The 14,567-nt window shown below is 67.8% G+C and carries 13 protein-coding genes and 1 tRNA gene; 11 read left to right on the plus strand and 3 right to left on the minus strand.

The genetic code is table 11. The annotated features are described in order from the left end of the window. Nucleotides 1–32 precede the first annotated feature (32 nt). Nucleotides 33–3,188 (minus strand): TonB-dependent receptor, encoded by a 3,156-nt coding sequence (locus ASD35_RS07290; RefSeq protein ID WP_056874202.1) that lies wholly within the window; start codon nt 3,186–3,188, stop codon nt 33–35. 323 nt (nt 3,189–3,511) lie between these two features. Further along, nucleotides 3,512–4,870, minus strand: a complete 1,359-nt coding sequence (locus ASD35_RS07295) for a PD40 domain-containing protein (RefSeq protein WP_056874203.1) — start codon at nt 4,868–4,870, stop codon at nt 3,512–3,514. A 131-nt stretch (nt 4,871–5,001) separates the two neighbouring features. Here ASD35_RS07295 and ASD35_RS07300 point away from each other — a divergent pair, with 131 nt between their 5' ends. The 4 genes from ASD35_RS07300 (at nt 5,002) to miaB (ending at nt 8,615) form a co-directional block, all read left to right on the plus strand. Next, the gene (locus tag ASD35_RS07300; protein ID WP_056874204.1) at nt 5,002–6,660 is read left to right on the plus strand and encodes a rhamnogalacturonan acetylesterase; all 1,659 of its coding nucleotides are present in this window, start codon (nt 5,002–5,004) and stop codon (nt 6,658–6,660) included. A gap of 54 nt (nt 6,661–6,714) precedes the next feature. Further along, nucleotides 6,715–6,791 (plus strand) — tRNA-Met (locus tag ASD35_RS07305). A 115-nt stretch (nt 6,792–6,906) separates the two neighbouring features. Next, nucleotides 6,907–7,260, plus strand: coding sequence for a hypothetical protein (locus ASD35_RS07310; protein WP_235538262.1), 354 nt, complete (start codon nt 6,907–6,909; stop codon nt 7,258–7,260). Then, nucleotides 7,257–8,615 (plus strand): tRNA (N6-isopentenyl adenosine(37)-C2)-methylthiotransferase MiaB, encoded by a 1,359-nt coding sequence (gene miaB / locus ASD35_RS07315; protein WP_056874206.1) that lies wholly within the window; start codon nt 7,257–7,259, stop codon nt 8,613–8,615. Before ASD35_RS07310 ends, miaB begins: the two co-directional genes overlap by 4 nt. On the opposite strand, the gene ASD35_RS07320 is transcribed toward miaB, so the two are convergent. Further along, nucleotides 8,605–8,880 (minus strand): hypothetical protein, encoded by a 276-nt coding sequence (locus ASD35_RS07320; protein ID WP_056874207.1) that lies wholly within the window; start codon nt 8,878–8,880, stop codon nt 8,605–8,607. The genes miaB and ASD35_RS07320 overlap by 11 nt on opposite strands. Before the next feature lie 55 nt (nt 8,881–8,935). Between ASD35_RS07320 and hemA the strand changes: the two genes are divergently transcribed. From hemA to ASD35_RS07355, 7 genes are all read left to right on the plus strand, one after another. Then, entirely contained in the window at nt 8,936–10,201 is a 1,266-nt protein-coding gene (hemA, locus tag ASD35_RS07325) for a glutamyl-tRNA reductase (RefSeq protein ID WP_056874208.1), read from the plus strand. 63 nt (nt 10,202–10,264) lie between these two features. Beyond that, nucleotides 10,265–11,350: a peptide chain release factor 1 gene (gene prfA, locus ASD35_RS07330; RefSeq protein WP_056874209.1), complete on the plus strand. Its 1,086-nt coding sequence runs from the start codon at nt 10,265–10,267 to the stop codon at nt 11,348–11,350. Next, nucleotides 11,347–12,162 (plus strand): peptide chain release factor N(5)-glutamine methyltransferase, encoded by an 816-nt coding sequence (gene prmC, locus ASD35_RS07335; RefSeq protein ID WP_235538263.1) that lies wholly within the window; start codon nt 11,347–11,349, stop codon nt 12,160–12,162. The genes prfA and prmC overlap by 4 nt, the downstream gene beginning before the upstream one ends. Nucleotides 12,163–12,296: 134 nt before the next feature. Continuing rightward, nucleotides 12,297–12,875, plus strand: coding sequence for a hypothetical protein (locus tag ASD35_RS07340; RefSeq protein ID WP_157275420.1), 579 nt, complete (start codon nt 12,297–12,299; stop codon nt 12,873–12,875). A gap of 56 nt (nt 12,876–12,931) precedes the next feature. Next, nucleotides 12,932–13,246, plus strand: a complete 315-nt coding sequence (gene grxD / locus ASD35_RS07345) for a Grx4 family monothiol glutaredoxin (RefSeq protein ID WP_056874211.1) — start codon at nt 12,932–12,934, stop codon at nt 13,244–13,246. After that, nucleotides 13,243–13,803, plus strand: a complete 561-nt coding sequence (locus ASD35_RS07350) for a UbiX family flavin prenyltransferase (protein WP_056874212.1) — start codon at nt 13,243–13,245, stop codon at nt 13,801–13,803. Before grxD ends, ASD35_RS07350 begins: the two co-directional genes overlap by 4 nt. Before the next feature lie 141 nt (nt 13,804–13,944). Beyond that, nucleotides 13,945–14,556: an OmpA family protein gene (locus tag ASD35_RS07355; protein WP_056874213.1), complete on the plus strand. Its 612-nt coding sequence runs from the start codon at nt 13,945–13,947 to the stop codon at nt 14,554–14,556. The last annotated feature ends 11 nt before the right edge of the window (nt 14,557–14,567 follow it).

Consider the following 14,567-nt stretch of genomic DNA (forward strand, 5'->3'; position numbering starts at 1 on the left):
ACAGGATGGGCCGCTCCGGCCAGGCCCGGAGATCAGAGCTTGTAGCCCACGGTGATGTAGTAGCGCCGGCCCGACCAGGCGAGCTCGTTGGGGCGGGCGAGGTCGCCAGCGTAGGTCAGCTCGGCCTGGTTGGTGAGGTTCTTGGCCTCGACGGCGAACGTCAGGTTCTTGGTGGGTTTCCATTGGAACTTGGCATCCAGGTAGCCGGTCTTGTCGCGGAAATTCGGGTTGCCCGACACGTCGTTGCCACCGGTGTAGTACTTGCCGCGGTGGTGGTAGGCCAGACGGGCGTTGAACTCGCCGTCGTCGTACCACAGGCCCAGGTTGTAGGCGTCCTTCGACATGCCCGGATAAGGAAGGATCGAACCATCCAGCGGGCTGATCAACTCACTGCCCTGTGCATAGCGGAAGGCCATGCGCGTGTAGTTCACGTCCGCGCCGAAGCCGCTGAGCCAGCCGGGCAGGAAGGTGAACGCCGTACGGCCTGCCAGTTCGACGCCTTGCGTGCGCGCGCCCTCCCCGTTGATGGACGTGCTCACGTCGTACAGGTGGCCGTTGCCGCGGAAGTCGATGCCCCGCAGGATGCCCGTGCGCACATAGGTGTCGATGTCGGTCCGGAAGACCGCCAGGCTCAGCTGGTTGTTGCGCGTGGGGTAGTACTCCACGCTGATGTCGTACTTCGTCGCGCGGTAGGGCTTGAGGTCGGGGTTGCCCACCGTGCAGTCGTCGGTGCCGTCGCCGCCGAACGCCGGCAGGCCGCTGTTCTCGGTGCAGGTGATGTTGGGCGTGATGAGGTTGATCGCGGGGCGGGCCATGACCTTGGCCCAGCCGGCACGCACCAGCAACTTTTCAGGCAGCACCTGCAGCACCGCGTTCAGGCTGGGCAGCGTGTCGCTGTAGGTGTTGTCGACGCTGCGGATGACGTTGGAGCGGATGCGGTCGGTGTTGCTGGCGACGCGGATCTGGTCGCGGTCCACACCCACGGACTTCACGTTGGTGCGCGTGTAGCGCAGGCCGATGTTGCCGTCCAGCGCCATGCCGAGCAGCTCGGTGCCCCAGTCCAGCCGCACATAGCCGGCCTTGATGCTTTCCTTGATGTCGAACGCCGGAAGCTGCGGATAGGTCTTGCCGTCGCTGCCGATGGTGTCGTAGAGGTACTTGTAGTTGAAGGCGCTGGTGTCGAACGCGCCGGAGCTGGCAGCCGCCGCGAAGTTCGGCGCCGCGAAGCTGCTGGGCACGCCGGAGATGTCTTTGTAGCCGCTGAAGAAGGTGCCGGGCGAGCGGCTCATCAGCGACTTGATGATGTCCTGCATCTTCGCGCCGTTCACATAGGACTGGCGGAAGCCGCTGTTGATGAAGGTCTGCGTGTCGTCCGGGCGTTGCGCGGTACCGGTGTAGAGCGGATCGAAGACGATGGTCTGGTTGACGTTGGCGGTGCGCGTCGTGATGTCGACCGCCTCGTCCGTGTTGGCGAGGTCCCCGCCGTTCTGGACGATGTAGCCGCCGGCGCCGTACTGCCGCGACTTGGACTCGCGCGCCTGCGCACCCCACCACAGACTCTGGAAGAAGCTGTGGTCGAAGTTGTACTGGAAGTCCAGCTTGCCGCCCCGCTCCTTGTTGAACGTGGCGGAGGGCCGGTATTGCAACTGCGCCTGCACGTAGGAGCTGGCATCGTCGGGGCTGTAGCCGCTCGGGAAGGTGAAGTGCGGCAGGTGTGCGCCATCCAGCTTCACAACCAGGCCCGGCGCGTTCTGCGTCAGGACGATGTTGTTGCTCTGGCTGAGGTAGTCCGACTTGGCGTCGTTCAGCAGACCCTCGATGCGCCACTCGTTGTTCTTGAACTTGAAGCCGGCGCTGGTGTACTCCGACTTGATGTCCAGCGCGAAATCACGCGCCGAGGTGCTGAAGGCGCCCTGGCCACCTCGTCCCGCGACGTTCAGGCAGTTGCCGACGGTGTACTGTGTGACGTGGTGGTCTTCGACCACCATGCCTGCCGGCGTCGCGGTGGCGGCCACGTCGGTGCAGGTGCCCGCCGTGGCCACGGTGCCGTTGGCGGCATAGACCGGCGCCTTGTTTGGCGTGGCAAGGCGGTTGATGGCCGTGAAGTCCGTGCCGTAGTTGATGTCGTTGAGCCGCTGCTTCTGGTCGTTCGCCTGGTAGCTGACGTAGGCATCCAGCGCGTCGCTGAACTTGTACTGCGCCGTCACCTCCGCCGAGCTGCGCTTGTGGTCGCGCGTCCAGATGCCGTAGCGGGCGATGCGCGGCGCGTAGTCGAACCACTGCCGCTGGCAGTCCGCTTTGTCGGCCGCCGCGGTCAAGGCGTTGCAACCCAGGACGGTCGACACGGCTGCAGCGGTCGGGTTCACGCTGGTGAGGGTCTTGTCCGCCGACATGTCCCAGTCGCGCAGGAAGGTCCAGGAGGTGTTGCGCGAGAAGTCGCCACGGGTATAGATCTTGTCGTAGACCAGGTTGGCCATCAGACCCAGGCGACCGTCGAGGAACTTGTCGGCCAGCAGCAGCGTGGCGCGCGGCTGCACGCCGCCACGCAGGCTGCCCTGCTCGCCGGACAGCGAACCGGCCACAGTGCGCTTGGTGAAGTCCAGCGGCTTGCGGGTGGTGATGCGCACCGTGCCGCCGATGCCGCCTTCGGTCAGGTCGGCCGTCGAGCCCTTGACCACGTCGATGGACGCGATCAACTCGGAAGCCAGCTCGCGCAGCTCGGCGCCGCGGCCGGCCGTGCCGCTGGTGCCCAGCACCGACATGCCGTTGATCTCGACCCGGTTCAGGTCGGGCTCGACACCACGGATGGACACCTGCGAGCCTTCGCCAAACTCGCGCGACAGCTGCACGCCGGTGATGCGCGACAGTGCCTCGCCGACGTTCTTGTCGGGGAACTGGTCGATGTCTTCCGCCACGATGCTGTCGGTGACGGTGGAAGCATTGCGCTTGCGGTCGATGGCGCTCTGGATGGAGCGGCGGATGCCTGTGACGACGACGGTTTCGAGCTGGTTGCCCTTGTCTGCGGGTTTGGCGGCAGGTGCGGAAGCGGCGTTCGCAGGTGCCGATGCGGCGGCCGCTGGTGCGGCGGCCTGCTGGGCCTGGACCTGGCTGGCCAGCGCGGCCGAGACGGCCAGGGCCAGCGGGCTCCAACGTGAAACCGGCGCGCGGCCGCGATTCGTTTTCAGCATTTCGTCAATCTCCAGGAATATCAAGCGCTGGAGCACGCAAAGGTGCTCTTTCTGTATGCCCCAGCTCAGTCTAGGAGGCTGATTACTGGCTGTCTCCACCGCGCAGGAAAGAATCACGGCGGTGATTGCTTGAGTTGGCAGAAACCCTTAGCCAGCAATATGCGCGGCGCCAAGCGCCGCGCGATCGCAATGGCGACGCGGCACAGCGGCCGCCCTCCCCTCCGCACGGCGGCGGCGCCTTGGCGAATATTGAATATCGGCTTGCAAGAACTTCCGAATATTCAAATTTGCATTTCGAGTTTCACTTTGGAGCGGCTGAAATATCAGCGCTTGCGTGCCAACCAATCCTGCGGCACCGGCACCACGCAGATATTCATCTCGCGCCCGTCGGCCGACAGCAGCGCCGACTGGATCTGGATCTTCTTGCCGTCGGGGCTGAAGGTGGGGTGCGGGTGGTCCCGCGCCGTCGTCTTGTGGCCGGCGCTGAGCAGGATCATTTCGCGGGTGCGGCGGTCAATCAGGTACAGACCGCGCTCGAAATCGTCGCCGACGGCGAAGCGACCGTCATAGGAGCCATGCACATGCCACAGGCCGCTGCCCTTGGGCGTCTGGCCGGCAATCGTCATCTCGCGCGTGCGCAGGTTGACGATGGCCAAGCCTGTGGGCTTCTCGCGCGTGCCGGTGTTGCCCCAGCCGTCTTCCTGACCGGGATTGGCGCCCTCGACGGCCGTGCCCGCCGGCCGGTTGGGGTCGACGACACCCGGGACGGGGCGGTGGCCCATGATGGCCAGTGCCACCTCGTCCTTGCCGATGAAGGCTTCGTGCGTGACCCACTCGTAAGGCGCCTCCGGGTAGAGCGGGCGCAGGCCCGTGCCGTCGCCCTTGACCGTCCAGGTCCGCTGCGGCGACTTGCCGCCGGTCTCCCAGCTGAACACCAGTTCGCCCGGGTTCCAGCTGTTGCTCTGGATGTGGCCGATCTGGAAAGGTACGGACACGACATGCTTGATCTCGCCCGTCTGCACGTTGATCTTGCCGATGGCGTGCGGCCCCGCGCCCATGCCGCGCGGGCCGAAGGGCGGTTCGATCTTGGTGCCGGCCGGCAGCCGGGCTCCCGCGTAAGCCTTGCCCTGGATGCGGAAGTAGAACCACTGGCCGTCGGCGTCCAGCGCGTTGTCGCCATAGGCCTCCAGCTCCGCCGGCAGCGTGGCGAAGACGCGCTGGTAGGCACTGACCGGCTTCATGGCGCCGGTCGCGCTGTCGGCGAACACGCGGTCCAGGTCCACCTCAACGGCCTGCCGGACCTTGTCGTTGCCTGCACCGCCCGGCTCCTTGCGCAGGAAGTAGAGCTTGTTGCCACCCGACTGCGCGAGGTTGAGCATGCCCTCGTAGCCGCCCTCTGTGACCTGCACCAGGTCGCCCGTCGTCTCGTTGACGGCGATGGCCTCGCCCTTGACGCGGTTGGAGCGGAACACCAGCCACTGGCCGTCGGCCGTCCACTGCGGGTGGCTGGGGTAGATCTTGGCGTCGCCGCGCGGCTGCGTCGTCAGGAAGGTCAGCGGCGTGCCGGTCACCGGGTCGGGCACGACGCGCTTCTCGGAGGGAAAGCGCTGGCCGATCTGGGCCCACGCGGGTGCCAGGGCCAGCACGAGGCTCAACAACAGGGAGGTCTTGCGCAACGACATGGATGGGGCTCCGTTTGAGTCGCCGGACTCTAGGCCGCGCTCTGTTGCGCGATGTTGCTGGCCACGAATCGCTCAAGAACTTGCGCCGTCGCCGCCAGCCGAGGCGGCAAAGCGCTCCTAGCATCCGCGCCATGAATGCCCTGACCACCCGCCGCGCCGCCGCCTTGCTGCTCGCCCTGTCGCTGCTCCCAGCCCATGCGCAGGAGTTCACCGCCACCACCGACCCGGCGCGCGCCCAGATCACGCTGCCCGAGCCCGCCAAGCCCGATCTGCCCTCGCTGATCCTCATCGGTGACTCCACCGTGCGCAACGGCCGGGACGACGGCCAGGGCAAGGGCGCCGAAGGCCAGTGGGGCTGGGGCAACCCGATCGCCGCCTACCTCGACCTCAACAAGATCAACGTCGTCAACCGCGCCGTCGGCGGATTGAGCAGCCGCACCTACCGCAGCAGCGGCCATTGGGAGCGCACCAAGCCCTTCATCAAGAAGGGCGACTGGGTCGTCATGCAGTTCGGCCACAACGATGCCAGCCCGGTGAACGACAACAGCCGCGCCCGCGGCGTGCTGCGCGGCACCGGGCCCGAGAAGGAAGACATCAACAACTTGCTGACCGGCAAGCCCGAGACGGTCTACACCTACGGCGCCTACCTGCGCGGCTACATCGCCGAGATCCGCGCGGCCGGCGCCACGCCCGTGGTCTGCTCGCCGGTGATCCGCAAGCGCTGGGAGGCCGACGGCGTGAAGGTCATGCGCGCCGGCGGCAACTTCGCGGCCTGGGCCGCCGAAGTCGCCAAGCAGGAGAACGTGGCCTTCATCGACCTCAACGAATGGGGCGCGCTGCGCTACGAGGCGCTGGGCAAGGAGGCGGTCGAGAAGTTCTTCCCGGCGGACATGCCGCAGGAGACGGTGCACACCAACTGGCTCGGCGCGGCGATCAACGCCCAGCTCGTCATCGCCGGCCTGATCCAGAACAAGGTGCTGCCCGACGCCGTCTACACGCGCCGCTTCGCGCCCGATGGCTCCGACGAGCGGCCCGTGGTCGACGCCCGCAAGGTCAAGGTCGAAGCACCCCGCGACCCCAAGCTGCCCAGCCTCGTGCTGATCGGCGACTCCACCGTGCGCAGCGGCGGGCAGAACGGCGCCTACGGCTGGGGCGAGCGCCTCGCGGCCTTCTTCGACACGCAGCGCATCAACATCGTCAACAACGCCATCGGCGGCCGCAGCAGCCGCACGTTCTTCACCGAAGGCCGCTGGGCCTCGGTGCTGGAGCAGCTCAAGCCCGGCGACACGCTGCTGATCCAGTTCGGCCACAACGACGGCGCCCGCATCGGCGACCCCGCCGGCAAGAACCGCGGCTCAGTCCCCGGCGTCGGCCCCGAAGCGGTGGAGGACACCCGGCCCGACGGCACGAAGGAGATGGTGCAGAGCTTCGGCTGGTACCTCGCGCGCTACATCAACGACGCCAAGGCCAAGGGCGCGAACGCCGTGGTGCTGTCGCCCATCCCGCACAAGGACCGCTGGAAACCCGAGCAGCCGCGTGACTTCGAGAACTACGCCGCCTGGGGCGAGCAGGTCGCCCGCGCCAACGGCGCCCAGTTCATCGACCTGACGATGCTCATCACCGACGCCTACCGCAAGGTGGGCGCCGAGCGCGTCGAGGGCTTCTTCTCCGATGCCCGCACGCACACCAACGACGCCGGCGCCGTCTTCAACGCCACCCAGGTCGTCGAAGGCCTGAAGCGCCTGCCGGGCCAGCCGCTGCAGGGCTTCCTGCGCCCCGCGGCACCTTGATCTGCGCGACACACTTGCCAGGCTCAAAAAACTTCGCTTAGAATGGCGGGCTCAGGCGCTTTAGCTCAGTTGGTTAGAGCGATGGAATCATAATCCACAGGTCCGGGGTTCGAGTCCCTGAAGCGCCACCAAAATCCGGAACGGCCCGAGCATCCCTCGGGCCGTTTTCATTTCCGCAGCAGCTATTCACAAGTGGCTGCCGCCGCAGCCACTGGACATGCCATGTACCGCTGTGTTCTCCCACTGATGCTCGCCGTCAGCAGCCTGCCCGCACAGGCCCAGCAGCACCGCTTCTTTCCCGCGCACGCGCTGCGCGGCGAACTGGTGATCACGCAGTTCCCCGACGCCAAGCTCAACGGCAAGCCGGCCCGCCTGGCGCCGGGCAGCCGCATCAAGGGTGACACCAACCTCTGGATACCGCCCGCAGGCCTCACGGGCCAGAAGCTCACCGTGCACTACACGGTGGAAAGCAGCGGGCTGATCATGGACGTCTGGGTGCTGAACCCCGTCGAGCTGGCCAACAAGCCCTGGCCGACGACACCGGCGGAATCGGCGCGCTGGCAGTTCAACCCCGGCAACCAGACCTGGATCAAGCAATGAGCGGCGACACGACGGGCAAGAAGGTCTACATCAAGACCTTCGGCTGCCAGATGAACGAGTACGACTCGGACAAGATGGCCGACGTGCTGGGCGCCGCCAAGGGCTACACGCCCACCGACGACCCCGAGCAGGCCGACCTCATCCTGTTCAACACCTGCTCGGTGCGCGAGAAGGCGCAGGAGAAGGTCTTCAGCGACCTCGGCCGCGTGAAGCACCTGAAGGCCAAGGGCGTCATGATTGGCGTCGGCGGCTGCGTGGCCTCGCAGGAGGGCGCCGCCATCATCGAGCGCGCGCCGTATGTGGACGTCGTCTTCGGCCCGCAGACGCTGCACCGCCTGCCGGCCATGCTGGAAGCCCGCCGCGAGACGCGCCGCCCGCAGGTGGACATCTCCTTCCCCGAGATCGAGAAGTTCGACCACCTGCCGCCGGCCAAGGTCGAAGGCGCGTCGGCCTTTGTGTCCATCATGGAAGGCTGCTCCAAGTACTGCAGCTACTGCGTGGTGCCCTACACCCGCGGCGAGGAGGTCTCGCGCCCGTTCGACGACGTGCTGACCGAGATCGCCGGCCTGGCCGACCAGGGCGTCATGGAGATCAACCTGCTGGGCCAGAACGTCAACGCCTACCGCGGCAAGATGGGCGACACCAGTGAGTTCGCCGACCTGGCGCTGCTGCTGGAGTACGCGGCCGAGATCCCCGGCATCCGGCGCCTGCGCTTCACCACCAGCCACCCCAACGAGTTCAGCCCCCGACTCATCGAGGCCTACGGCAAGATTCCGCAGCTCGTGAACCACCTGCACCTGCCCGTGCAGCACGGCAGCGACCGCATCCTGATGGCGATGAAACGCGGCTATACGGCGCTGGAGTTCAAGAGCACGGTGCGCAAGCTGCGCGCCATCCGCCCGGACCTGCGCCTGGCCAGCGACTTCATCGTCGGCTTCCCCGGCGAGACCGACGAGGACCACGCCAAGCTGATGAAGCTGGTCCAAGACATCGGCTTCGACGCGTCATTCAGCTTCATCTTCAGCCCCCGCCCCGGCACGCCGGCCGCGGCGCTGGAGGACACGACGCCCTACGAGGTCAAGGTGAAGCGCCTGCAGGAACTGCAGGCCGCCATCGAAGCGCACGCATTGACGATCTCGCAAGGCATGGTCGGCAAGGTCGAGCAGGTGCTCGTCACCGGCACCGCCCGCAAGGACGCCAGCGAGCTGATGGGGCGCACCGAGTGCAACCGCATCGTCAATTTCCCCGGCTCGCCGCGGCTGATGAACCAGCTCGTGGACGTCCGCATCACGACCGCCTTCGCGCATTCACTGCGCGGCGAGGTCGTGACCACCGAGGACGTTCTCAGCGCTTGACGCTCAGCAGCCACCACTGCGGCAGCGCCACGCCCAGCACCAGCAACGCGTAGCCCGCCATCTTGCCGTCCCGGCCCAGCAGGACCAGAGACACGATCACGGCGGCGCTGCCGCCGGCCGCACCCCAGGCCCACAACCGCGGCCAGCGCAGCGACTTGGCCTCGCGCCGCCACAGCCCCTTGATCGCCAGCGCCAACAGCGCCGCCAGCCCCCAGGCGGGTGCAAACAGGTTGGCAATGTGCCAAAAGGCGTCGAGAGGGCTCATTCGGGCTTGACCGGCGTCAGTAGCGGCAAAGCCGCGAATCCTACAATTCACCTCCATGTCGGTCTTCGCTCTCGGCCTGAACCACCACACCGCCCCGCTCGACCTGCGCGGGCGGTTCGCGTTCACGCTGGAGCAACTCGCGCCTTCCCTCACCGGCCTGCGGCAGAAACTGCCTGGCGCGCCGGAAGCGGCCATCCTGTCCACCTGCAACCGCACCGAGGTCTACGTCGCCGCGCCGCAGACCCAGGTGCAGCCTGCCATCGCCTGGCTGGCACAGACCGGCGGCGTCGACCCCGGCGCGCTGCGCGAGCACGCCTATGTGATGCAGGGCAGCGCCGCCGCCCGCCACGCCTTCCGCGTGGCCAGCGGACTGGATTCCATGGTGCTGGGCGAGCCGCAGATCCTCGGCCAGATGAAGCAGGCCGTGAAGGAAGCCGAAGCTGCCGGCGCCCTCGGCACCACGCTGCACCAGCTGTTCCAGCGCAGCTTCTCGGTCGCCAAGGAAGTGCGCAGCTCCACCGAGATCGGTGAGCACTCCATCAGCATGGCCGCTGCCGCCGTGCGCCTGGCCGGTCAGCTGTTCGAAGACCTCGCCAAGACGCGCGTGCTCTTCGTCGGCGCGGGCGAGATGATCGAGCTGACCGCCACGCATTTCGCCGCCCGCACGCCGCGCCACATGGCCGTGGCCAACCGCACGCTGGAACGCGGCGAGAAGCTGGCCATCCGCTTTGGCGCCGAGGCCGTGCGCCTGTCCGACCTGCCCGACCGCCTGCACGAGTTCGACATCGTCGTGTCCTGCACCGCCTCCAGCCTGCCGCTGATCGGCCTGGGCGCCGTCGAGCGCGCGCTCAAGAAACGCAAGCACCGCCCGATGTTCATGGTCGACCTGGCCGTGCCGCGCGACATCGAGCCCGAAGTCGCCCAGCTGGACGACGTCTACCTCTACACCGTCGACGAGCTGGCCCAGCAGGTGCAGACCGCCGGCGAGAAGCGCCAGGCCGCCGTCGAGCAGGCCGAGGCCATCGTCGAGACCGGCGTGCAGAGCTTCATGCACTGGCTGGACCAGCGCCACACGGTCCCGCTGATCCAGGCCCTGCACGCCCAGGCCGACGACTGGCGCGCGCTGGAGATCGCCCGCGCCCGCAAGCTGCTGGCCAAGGGCGCAGACGTGGACGAGGTGCTGGACGCCCTCTCCCGTGGCCTGACGCAGAAGCTGCTGCACGGCACGCTGGCCGAGCTGAACGCCAGCGACGGCGAGCAGCGCCTGCAGCTCGCGCAGACCGTCTCGCGCCTGTTCCTGCGCGGCGGCAAACAGTCTTAGCGGCGCTCACCGCCGCCGCCCGGCGCCTGTTGCGCCGCCCCTGACTGTTCTCCGGTTCCCGCCATGAAAGATTCCCTGCGCCAGCAGTTCGAACGCCTTGCCTTCCGCCTCGCGGAGCTGGACGCCCTACTCGCGGACGGCAGCGCCGCCGCCGACATGAAGCGCTACCGCGCGCTGACGCGGGAGCAGTCCGAGGTGGCCGGCCTCGTCGAGCGCTACCGCCGCTACCAGCGGCACGAGGCCGACCTGGCCGCCGCGCGCGACATGCTGGCCGACCCCGAGATGGCCGAGATGGCGCGCGAGGAGATCGCCACCGCGGAAGCGGCCCTCGCGGCGCTCGACGTCGAGCTGCAGCTCGCATTGATCCCCAAGGACCCCGACGACGAGCGCAACGCCTTCCTCGAGATCCGCGCCGGCGCGGGCGGCGACGAGTCGGCCCTGTTCGCCGGCGACCTGGCGCGCATGTACCTGCGCTTCGCCGAAGGCCAGGGCTGGCGCACGGAGATCCTGTCCGAGAACGTGTCGGACCTGGGCGGCTACAAGGAACTGGTGGTGCGCATCGAGGGCGATGGCGTCTACGGTCGCCTGAAGTTCGAGAGCGGCGGCCATCGCGTGCAGCGCGTGCCGGCCACCGAAGCCCAGGGCCGCATCCACACCAGCGCCTGCACGATCGCCGTGATGCCCGAGCCCGACGAGACCGAGGCCATCACGCTGAACCCGGCCGACCTGCGCATCGACACCTTCCGCGCCAGCGGTGCGGGTGGCCAGCACATCAACAAGACAGACTCCGCCGTGCGCGTCGTCCACCTGCCGACCGGCATCGTGGCCGAATGCCAGGACGGCCGCAGCCAGCACAGCAACAAGGCCAAGGCGCTGCAGGTCCTTCAGGCACGCATCCAGGACAAGGAGCGCAGCGAGCGCGCTGCCAAGGAGGCCGCCACGCGCAAGGGGCTGATCGGCACCGGTGACCGCAGCGACCGCATCCGCACCTACAACTTCCCGCAGGGGCGGCTGACCGACCACCGCATCAACCTGACGCTATACAAGCTCGGCCAGATCATGGACGGCGACCTCGGCGATGTCATCCAGGGGCTGCTCGCCGCGCAGGCGGCCGAGCAGCTGGCGCAGTTGGAAGAAGGCCGCGCGTGACCGCCGGTCTGACGGTGGACGAAGCGCTGGCCCTCGCCCGCCGGCTGGGCGTCGAGCGCGGCGACGCGCAGTGCTTGCTGAGCCACCTCACCGGCCAGGACCGCGCCTGGCTCATCACCCACGGCGACGCACCCGCACCCGGCGCCGGTGCCGCGCTGCACCGCCTCGCCGCCGGCGAACCGCTGGCTCACCTGACCGGCTGGCAGCCCTTCCACGGCCTGATGCTGCGGGTCACGCCGGCCACGTTGATCCCGCGGCCGGACACGGAAACACTGGTCGACTGGGCGCTGGCCCTGCTGGCCGAGCTGCCGGGCCAACCCGGCCTTGTCGACCTCGGCACCGGCAGCGGCGCCATCGCACTGGCCGTCAAGGCGGCCTGCCCGCGCGCCCTCGTGAGCGCCGTCGATGTCAGCGCCGACGCGCTGGCGGTCGCCCGCGGCAACGGCGAGCGTCTCAACCTGGCCGTGGATTGGCGCCACGGCAGCTGGTTCGAGCCGCTGGCCGGCCGGCGCTTCGACCTCGTCGTCAGCAACCCGCCCTACATCGCGGGTGACGACCCGCACCTGCCGGCGCTGCGCCATGAGCCGATCACCGCGCTGACGCCCGGCGGCGATGGCTTCGCCGACCTGCAATCCCTCATCGACGCTGCACCGCAACACCTCGCCCCCAACGGCTGGCTGCTGCTGGAGCATGGCTGGGACCAGGCCGATGCGGTGGCGCAACAGTTGGCCGCCCGAGGTTTCGCCGACGTGGCCTTGAAACGCGACCTCGGCGGCCGGGCGCGCGCCAGTGGCGGCCGCTGGCGCGGCTGAAGCCTGGCTTGCCGGGGCGCGAACGCACGCCATGTTTGCGTGATCTTTTGCCGCCCGTTCTTCATTCACGGGAACCCAGAGGCGGCGTAGTATCGAATCCCGGTGCCGCTCGTTGCACTGCGCAGGAGTCGATCATGGCCCGCCTCACAAGCGCTGCAGTTCTGAGTCTCTCTGCCCTTTTCACGCTGCCCGCATGGGCCGACGCTGAAGCCAGCGCCAACCCGCGCTGGCAGGCACGATTGCAACTCAGCAGTGCCGACGCCGCCTCCGACGCCACGCCCCACCTGGGCGGCTCGCGCATCCTCAGCGCCAACCTGCTGGGCGACTACTACCTGACCCGCTCGGGCTTCTCCAGCCTGCAGGGTGGCCTGCGCGCCACTGGCGGCCTGCTGCTCGGCCCGCTGTCCATGTCGCAAAGCAGCGGCGGCCTTGCCCTCGGCAGCGGCCCGGTGTCGGCCGGCCGGCGCAACCTGTCGCTCAACCACATGGACGCCTACTCGCTGGAGCCCAGCGCCAACCTGTCCTACGTCGGCATCGGCTACACCGGCCGCGTGCAGGGCAGCGGCTTCGCGTTCAGCGCCGACTTTGGCCTGATGTCGGGCTCGTACAGCGGCCTGCGCCTGGGTCGCAGCAGCGCCCAGGGCTTCGAGGATGCGATGCGCGACCTGCGCTTCAAGCCCTTGCTGCAACTGGGTCTGGCGTACAGCTACTGACGTCGACCCCGTAGCGTCTCGGATAATCGGGTTTTCCCATCGAACCCGAGACAGCCATGAGCGACGTTCAGCAACGCATCGACGACCTCGTCAAATCCAACCGCGTCATGCTCTTCATGAAGGGCACGGCCCAGTTCCCGATGTGCGGCTTCTCCGGCCGCGCCATCCAGATCCTGAAGGCCGCCGGCGCCAGCGACATCAAGACCTTCAATGTGCTGGAAGACGAGCAAGTGCGCCAGGGCATCAAGGACTACGCCAACTGGCCCACCATCCCGCAGCTCTACATCAATGGCGAGTTCGTCGGCGGCTCGGACATCATGATGGAGATGTACGAGTCGGGCGAACTGCAGCAGGCGCTCGCCACGGCGTGACCCGCCTCGTCGTCGGGCTGACGGGCGCGACCGGGGCGGCCTACGCGCTGCGCCTGTTGCGCCGTGCGCGCGAGCTGGGCGTGCAGACGCACCTGGTCGCCACACCCGCCGGCATCCTGAATGCCCACCATGAGCTGGGCCTCGACCGCTCCACGCTGGAGGCCGAGGCCGACCACGCTTATGCGCCCGGCGACATCGGCGCTTGCATCGCCAGCGGCAGCTTCGGCACCCGCGCCATGGTCGTCGCGCCCTGCTCGATGAGGTCGCTGGCCGCGATCGCCCACGGCCTCGGCGACAACCTGCTGACCCGTGCCGCCGACGTGACGCTCAAGGAGCGTCGCCGGCTGATCCTGATGGTGCGCGAGACGCCGCTGAACCTGGCCCATCTGCGCAACATGGTGGCGGTCACGGAGATGGGTGGCATCTGCTTCCCGCCGCTGCCGGCCTTCTATCACCACCCGAAGAGCATCGAAGAGATCGTGAACGAAACGGTGGAGCGGGTGCTGGAGTTGAGCGGCATCGCCCAGGCGCAGCCCAAGGCTTGGACAGGGCTATAGGCGATCTGCGCCCGTCGCGGCGAAAAGGTGCAACGGTAAGGCTTTGTTCAGCCAGGTTAATGGCGCAAGGATTGCTCACAGCTCAACACGTTTGTCCGTGAAGGAATGCCTAGAGTCGCGCAATCCACCACGAGACCACCGATGACGAGACTGTCGCCCCTGATCGTTGCCAGCAGCGTCCTGTTGCTGAGCGCTTGCGCCACCAAGGAATTCGTCAAGGAGACCGTCGCGCCGGTGCAGACCAGCGTGGACGGCCTCGGCACCCGTGTGCAGGCCCATGACGACAACCTCAAGGCCCTGGACGGCCGGCTGCAAGGCAGCGAGGCGCGCATCGTGACTTTGGAGCGGGAGGCGGCGGCGCGAGCCCAGGAAGCCGCCAATCTGCCCAAGCCGCCCGGCTTGCTGATGAGCACGGTGCTGACCGATGACAAGATCAAGTTCAAATCGGGCCGCTTCCAGCTCACCGAACAGGCCGGCCAGGAGCTCGATCAACTCGTCGCCAAGCTCAAGGCCGACAACCAGCCGGTGTTCATCGAAATCCAGGGCCACACCGACGCGACCGGCAGCGACGCGGTCAACCAGCAACTGGGCCTCAAGCGGGCCGAAGCCGTGCGCATGCATCTCGCCCGCGCTGGCGTGCCGCTCGCGCGCATGGCAACGATCAGCTACGGCGAATCTGCGCCCCTGGCCGACAACAACAGCCGCGAAGGTCGCAGCACGAACCGTCGGGTTCAGCTGATCGTGATGCGCTGAGCTGAGCTGAA

The sequence above is a fragment of the Pelomonas sp. Root1444 genome, assembly GCF_001426885.1.
Taxonomy (GTDB): Bacteria; Pseudomonadota; Gammaproteobacteria; order Burkholderiales; family Burkholderiaceae_C; genus Pelomonas.

Excerpts from the sequence above, each read along its gene's own strand:
- ASD35_RS07290 (WP_056874202.1), bottom strand. The coding sequence starts at position 3,188 with ATGCTGAAAACGAATCGCGGCCGCGCGCCGGTTTCACGTTGGAGCCCG.
- ASD35_RS07295 (WP_056874203.1), bottom strand. The coding sequence starts at position 4,870 with ATGTCGTTGCGCAAGACCTCCCTGTTGTTGAGCCTCGTGCTGGCCCTG.
- ASD35_RS07300 (WP_056874204.1), top strand. The coding sequence starts at position 5,002 with ATGAATGCCCTGACCACCCGCCGCGCCGCCGCCTTGCTGCTCGCCCTG.
- ASD35_RS07310 (WP_235538262.1), top strand. The coding sequence starts at position 6,907 with ATGCTCGCCGTCAGCAGCCTGCCCGCACAGGCCCAGCAGCACCGCTTC.
- miaB (WP_056874206.1), top strand. The coding sequence starts at position 7,257 with ATGAGCGGCGACACGACGGGCAAGAAGGTCTACATCAAGACCTTCGGC.
- ASD35_RS07320 (WP_056874207.1), bottom strand. The coding sequence starts at position 8,880 with ATGAGCCCTCTCGACGCCTTTTGGCACATTGCCAACCTGTTTGCACCC.
- hemA (WP_056874208.1), top strand. The coding sequence starts at position 8,936 with ATGTCGGTCTTCGCTCTCGGCCTGAACCACCACACCGCCCCGCTCGAC.
- prfA (WP_056874209.1), top strand. The coding sequence starts at position 10,265 with ATGAAAGATTCCCTGCGCCAGCAGTTCGAACGCCTTGCCTTCCGCCTC.
- ASD35_RS07340 (WP_157275420.1), top strand. The coding sequence starts at position 12,297 with ATGGCCCGCCTCACAAGCGCTGCAGTTCTGAGTCTCTCTGCCCTTTTC.
- grxD (WP_056874211.1), top strand. The coding sequence starts at position 12,932 with ATGAGCGACGTTCAGCAACGCATCGACGACCTCGTCAAATCCAACCGC.
- ASD35_RS07355 (WP_056874213.1), top strand. The coding sequence starts at position 13,945 with ATGACGAGACTGTCGCCCCTGATCGTTGCCAGCAGCGTCCTGTTGCTG.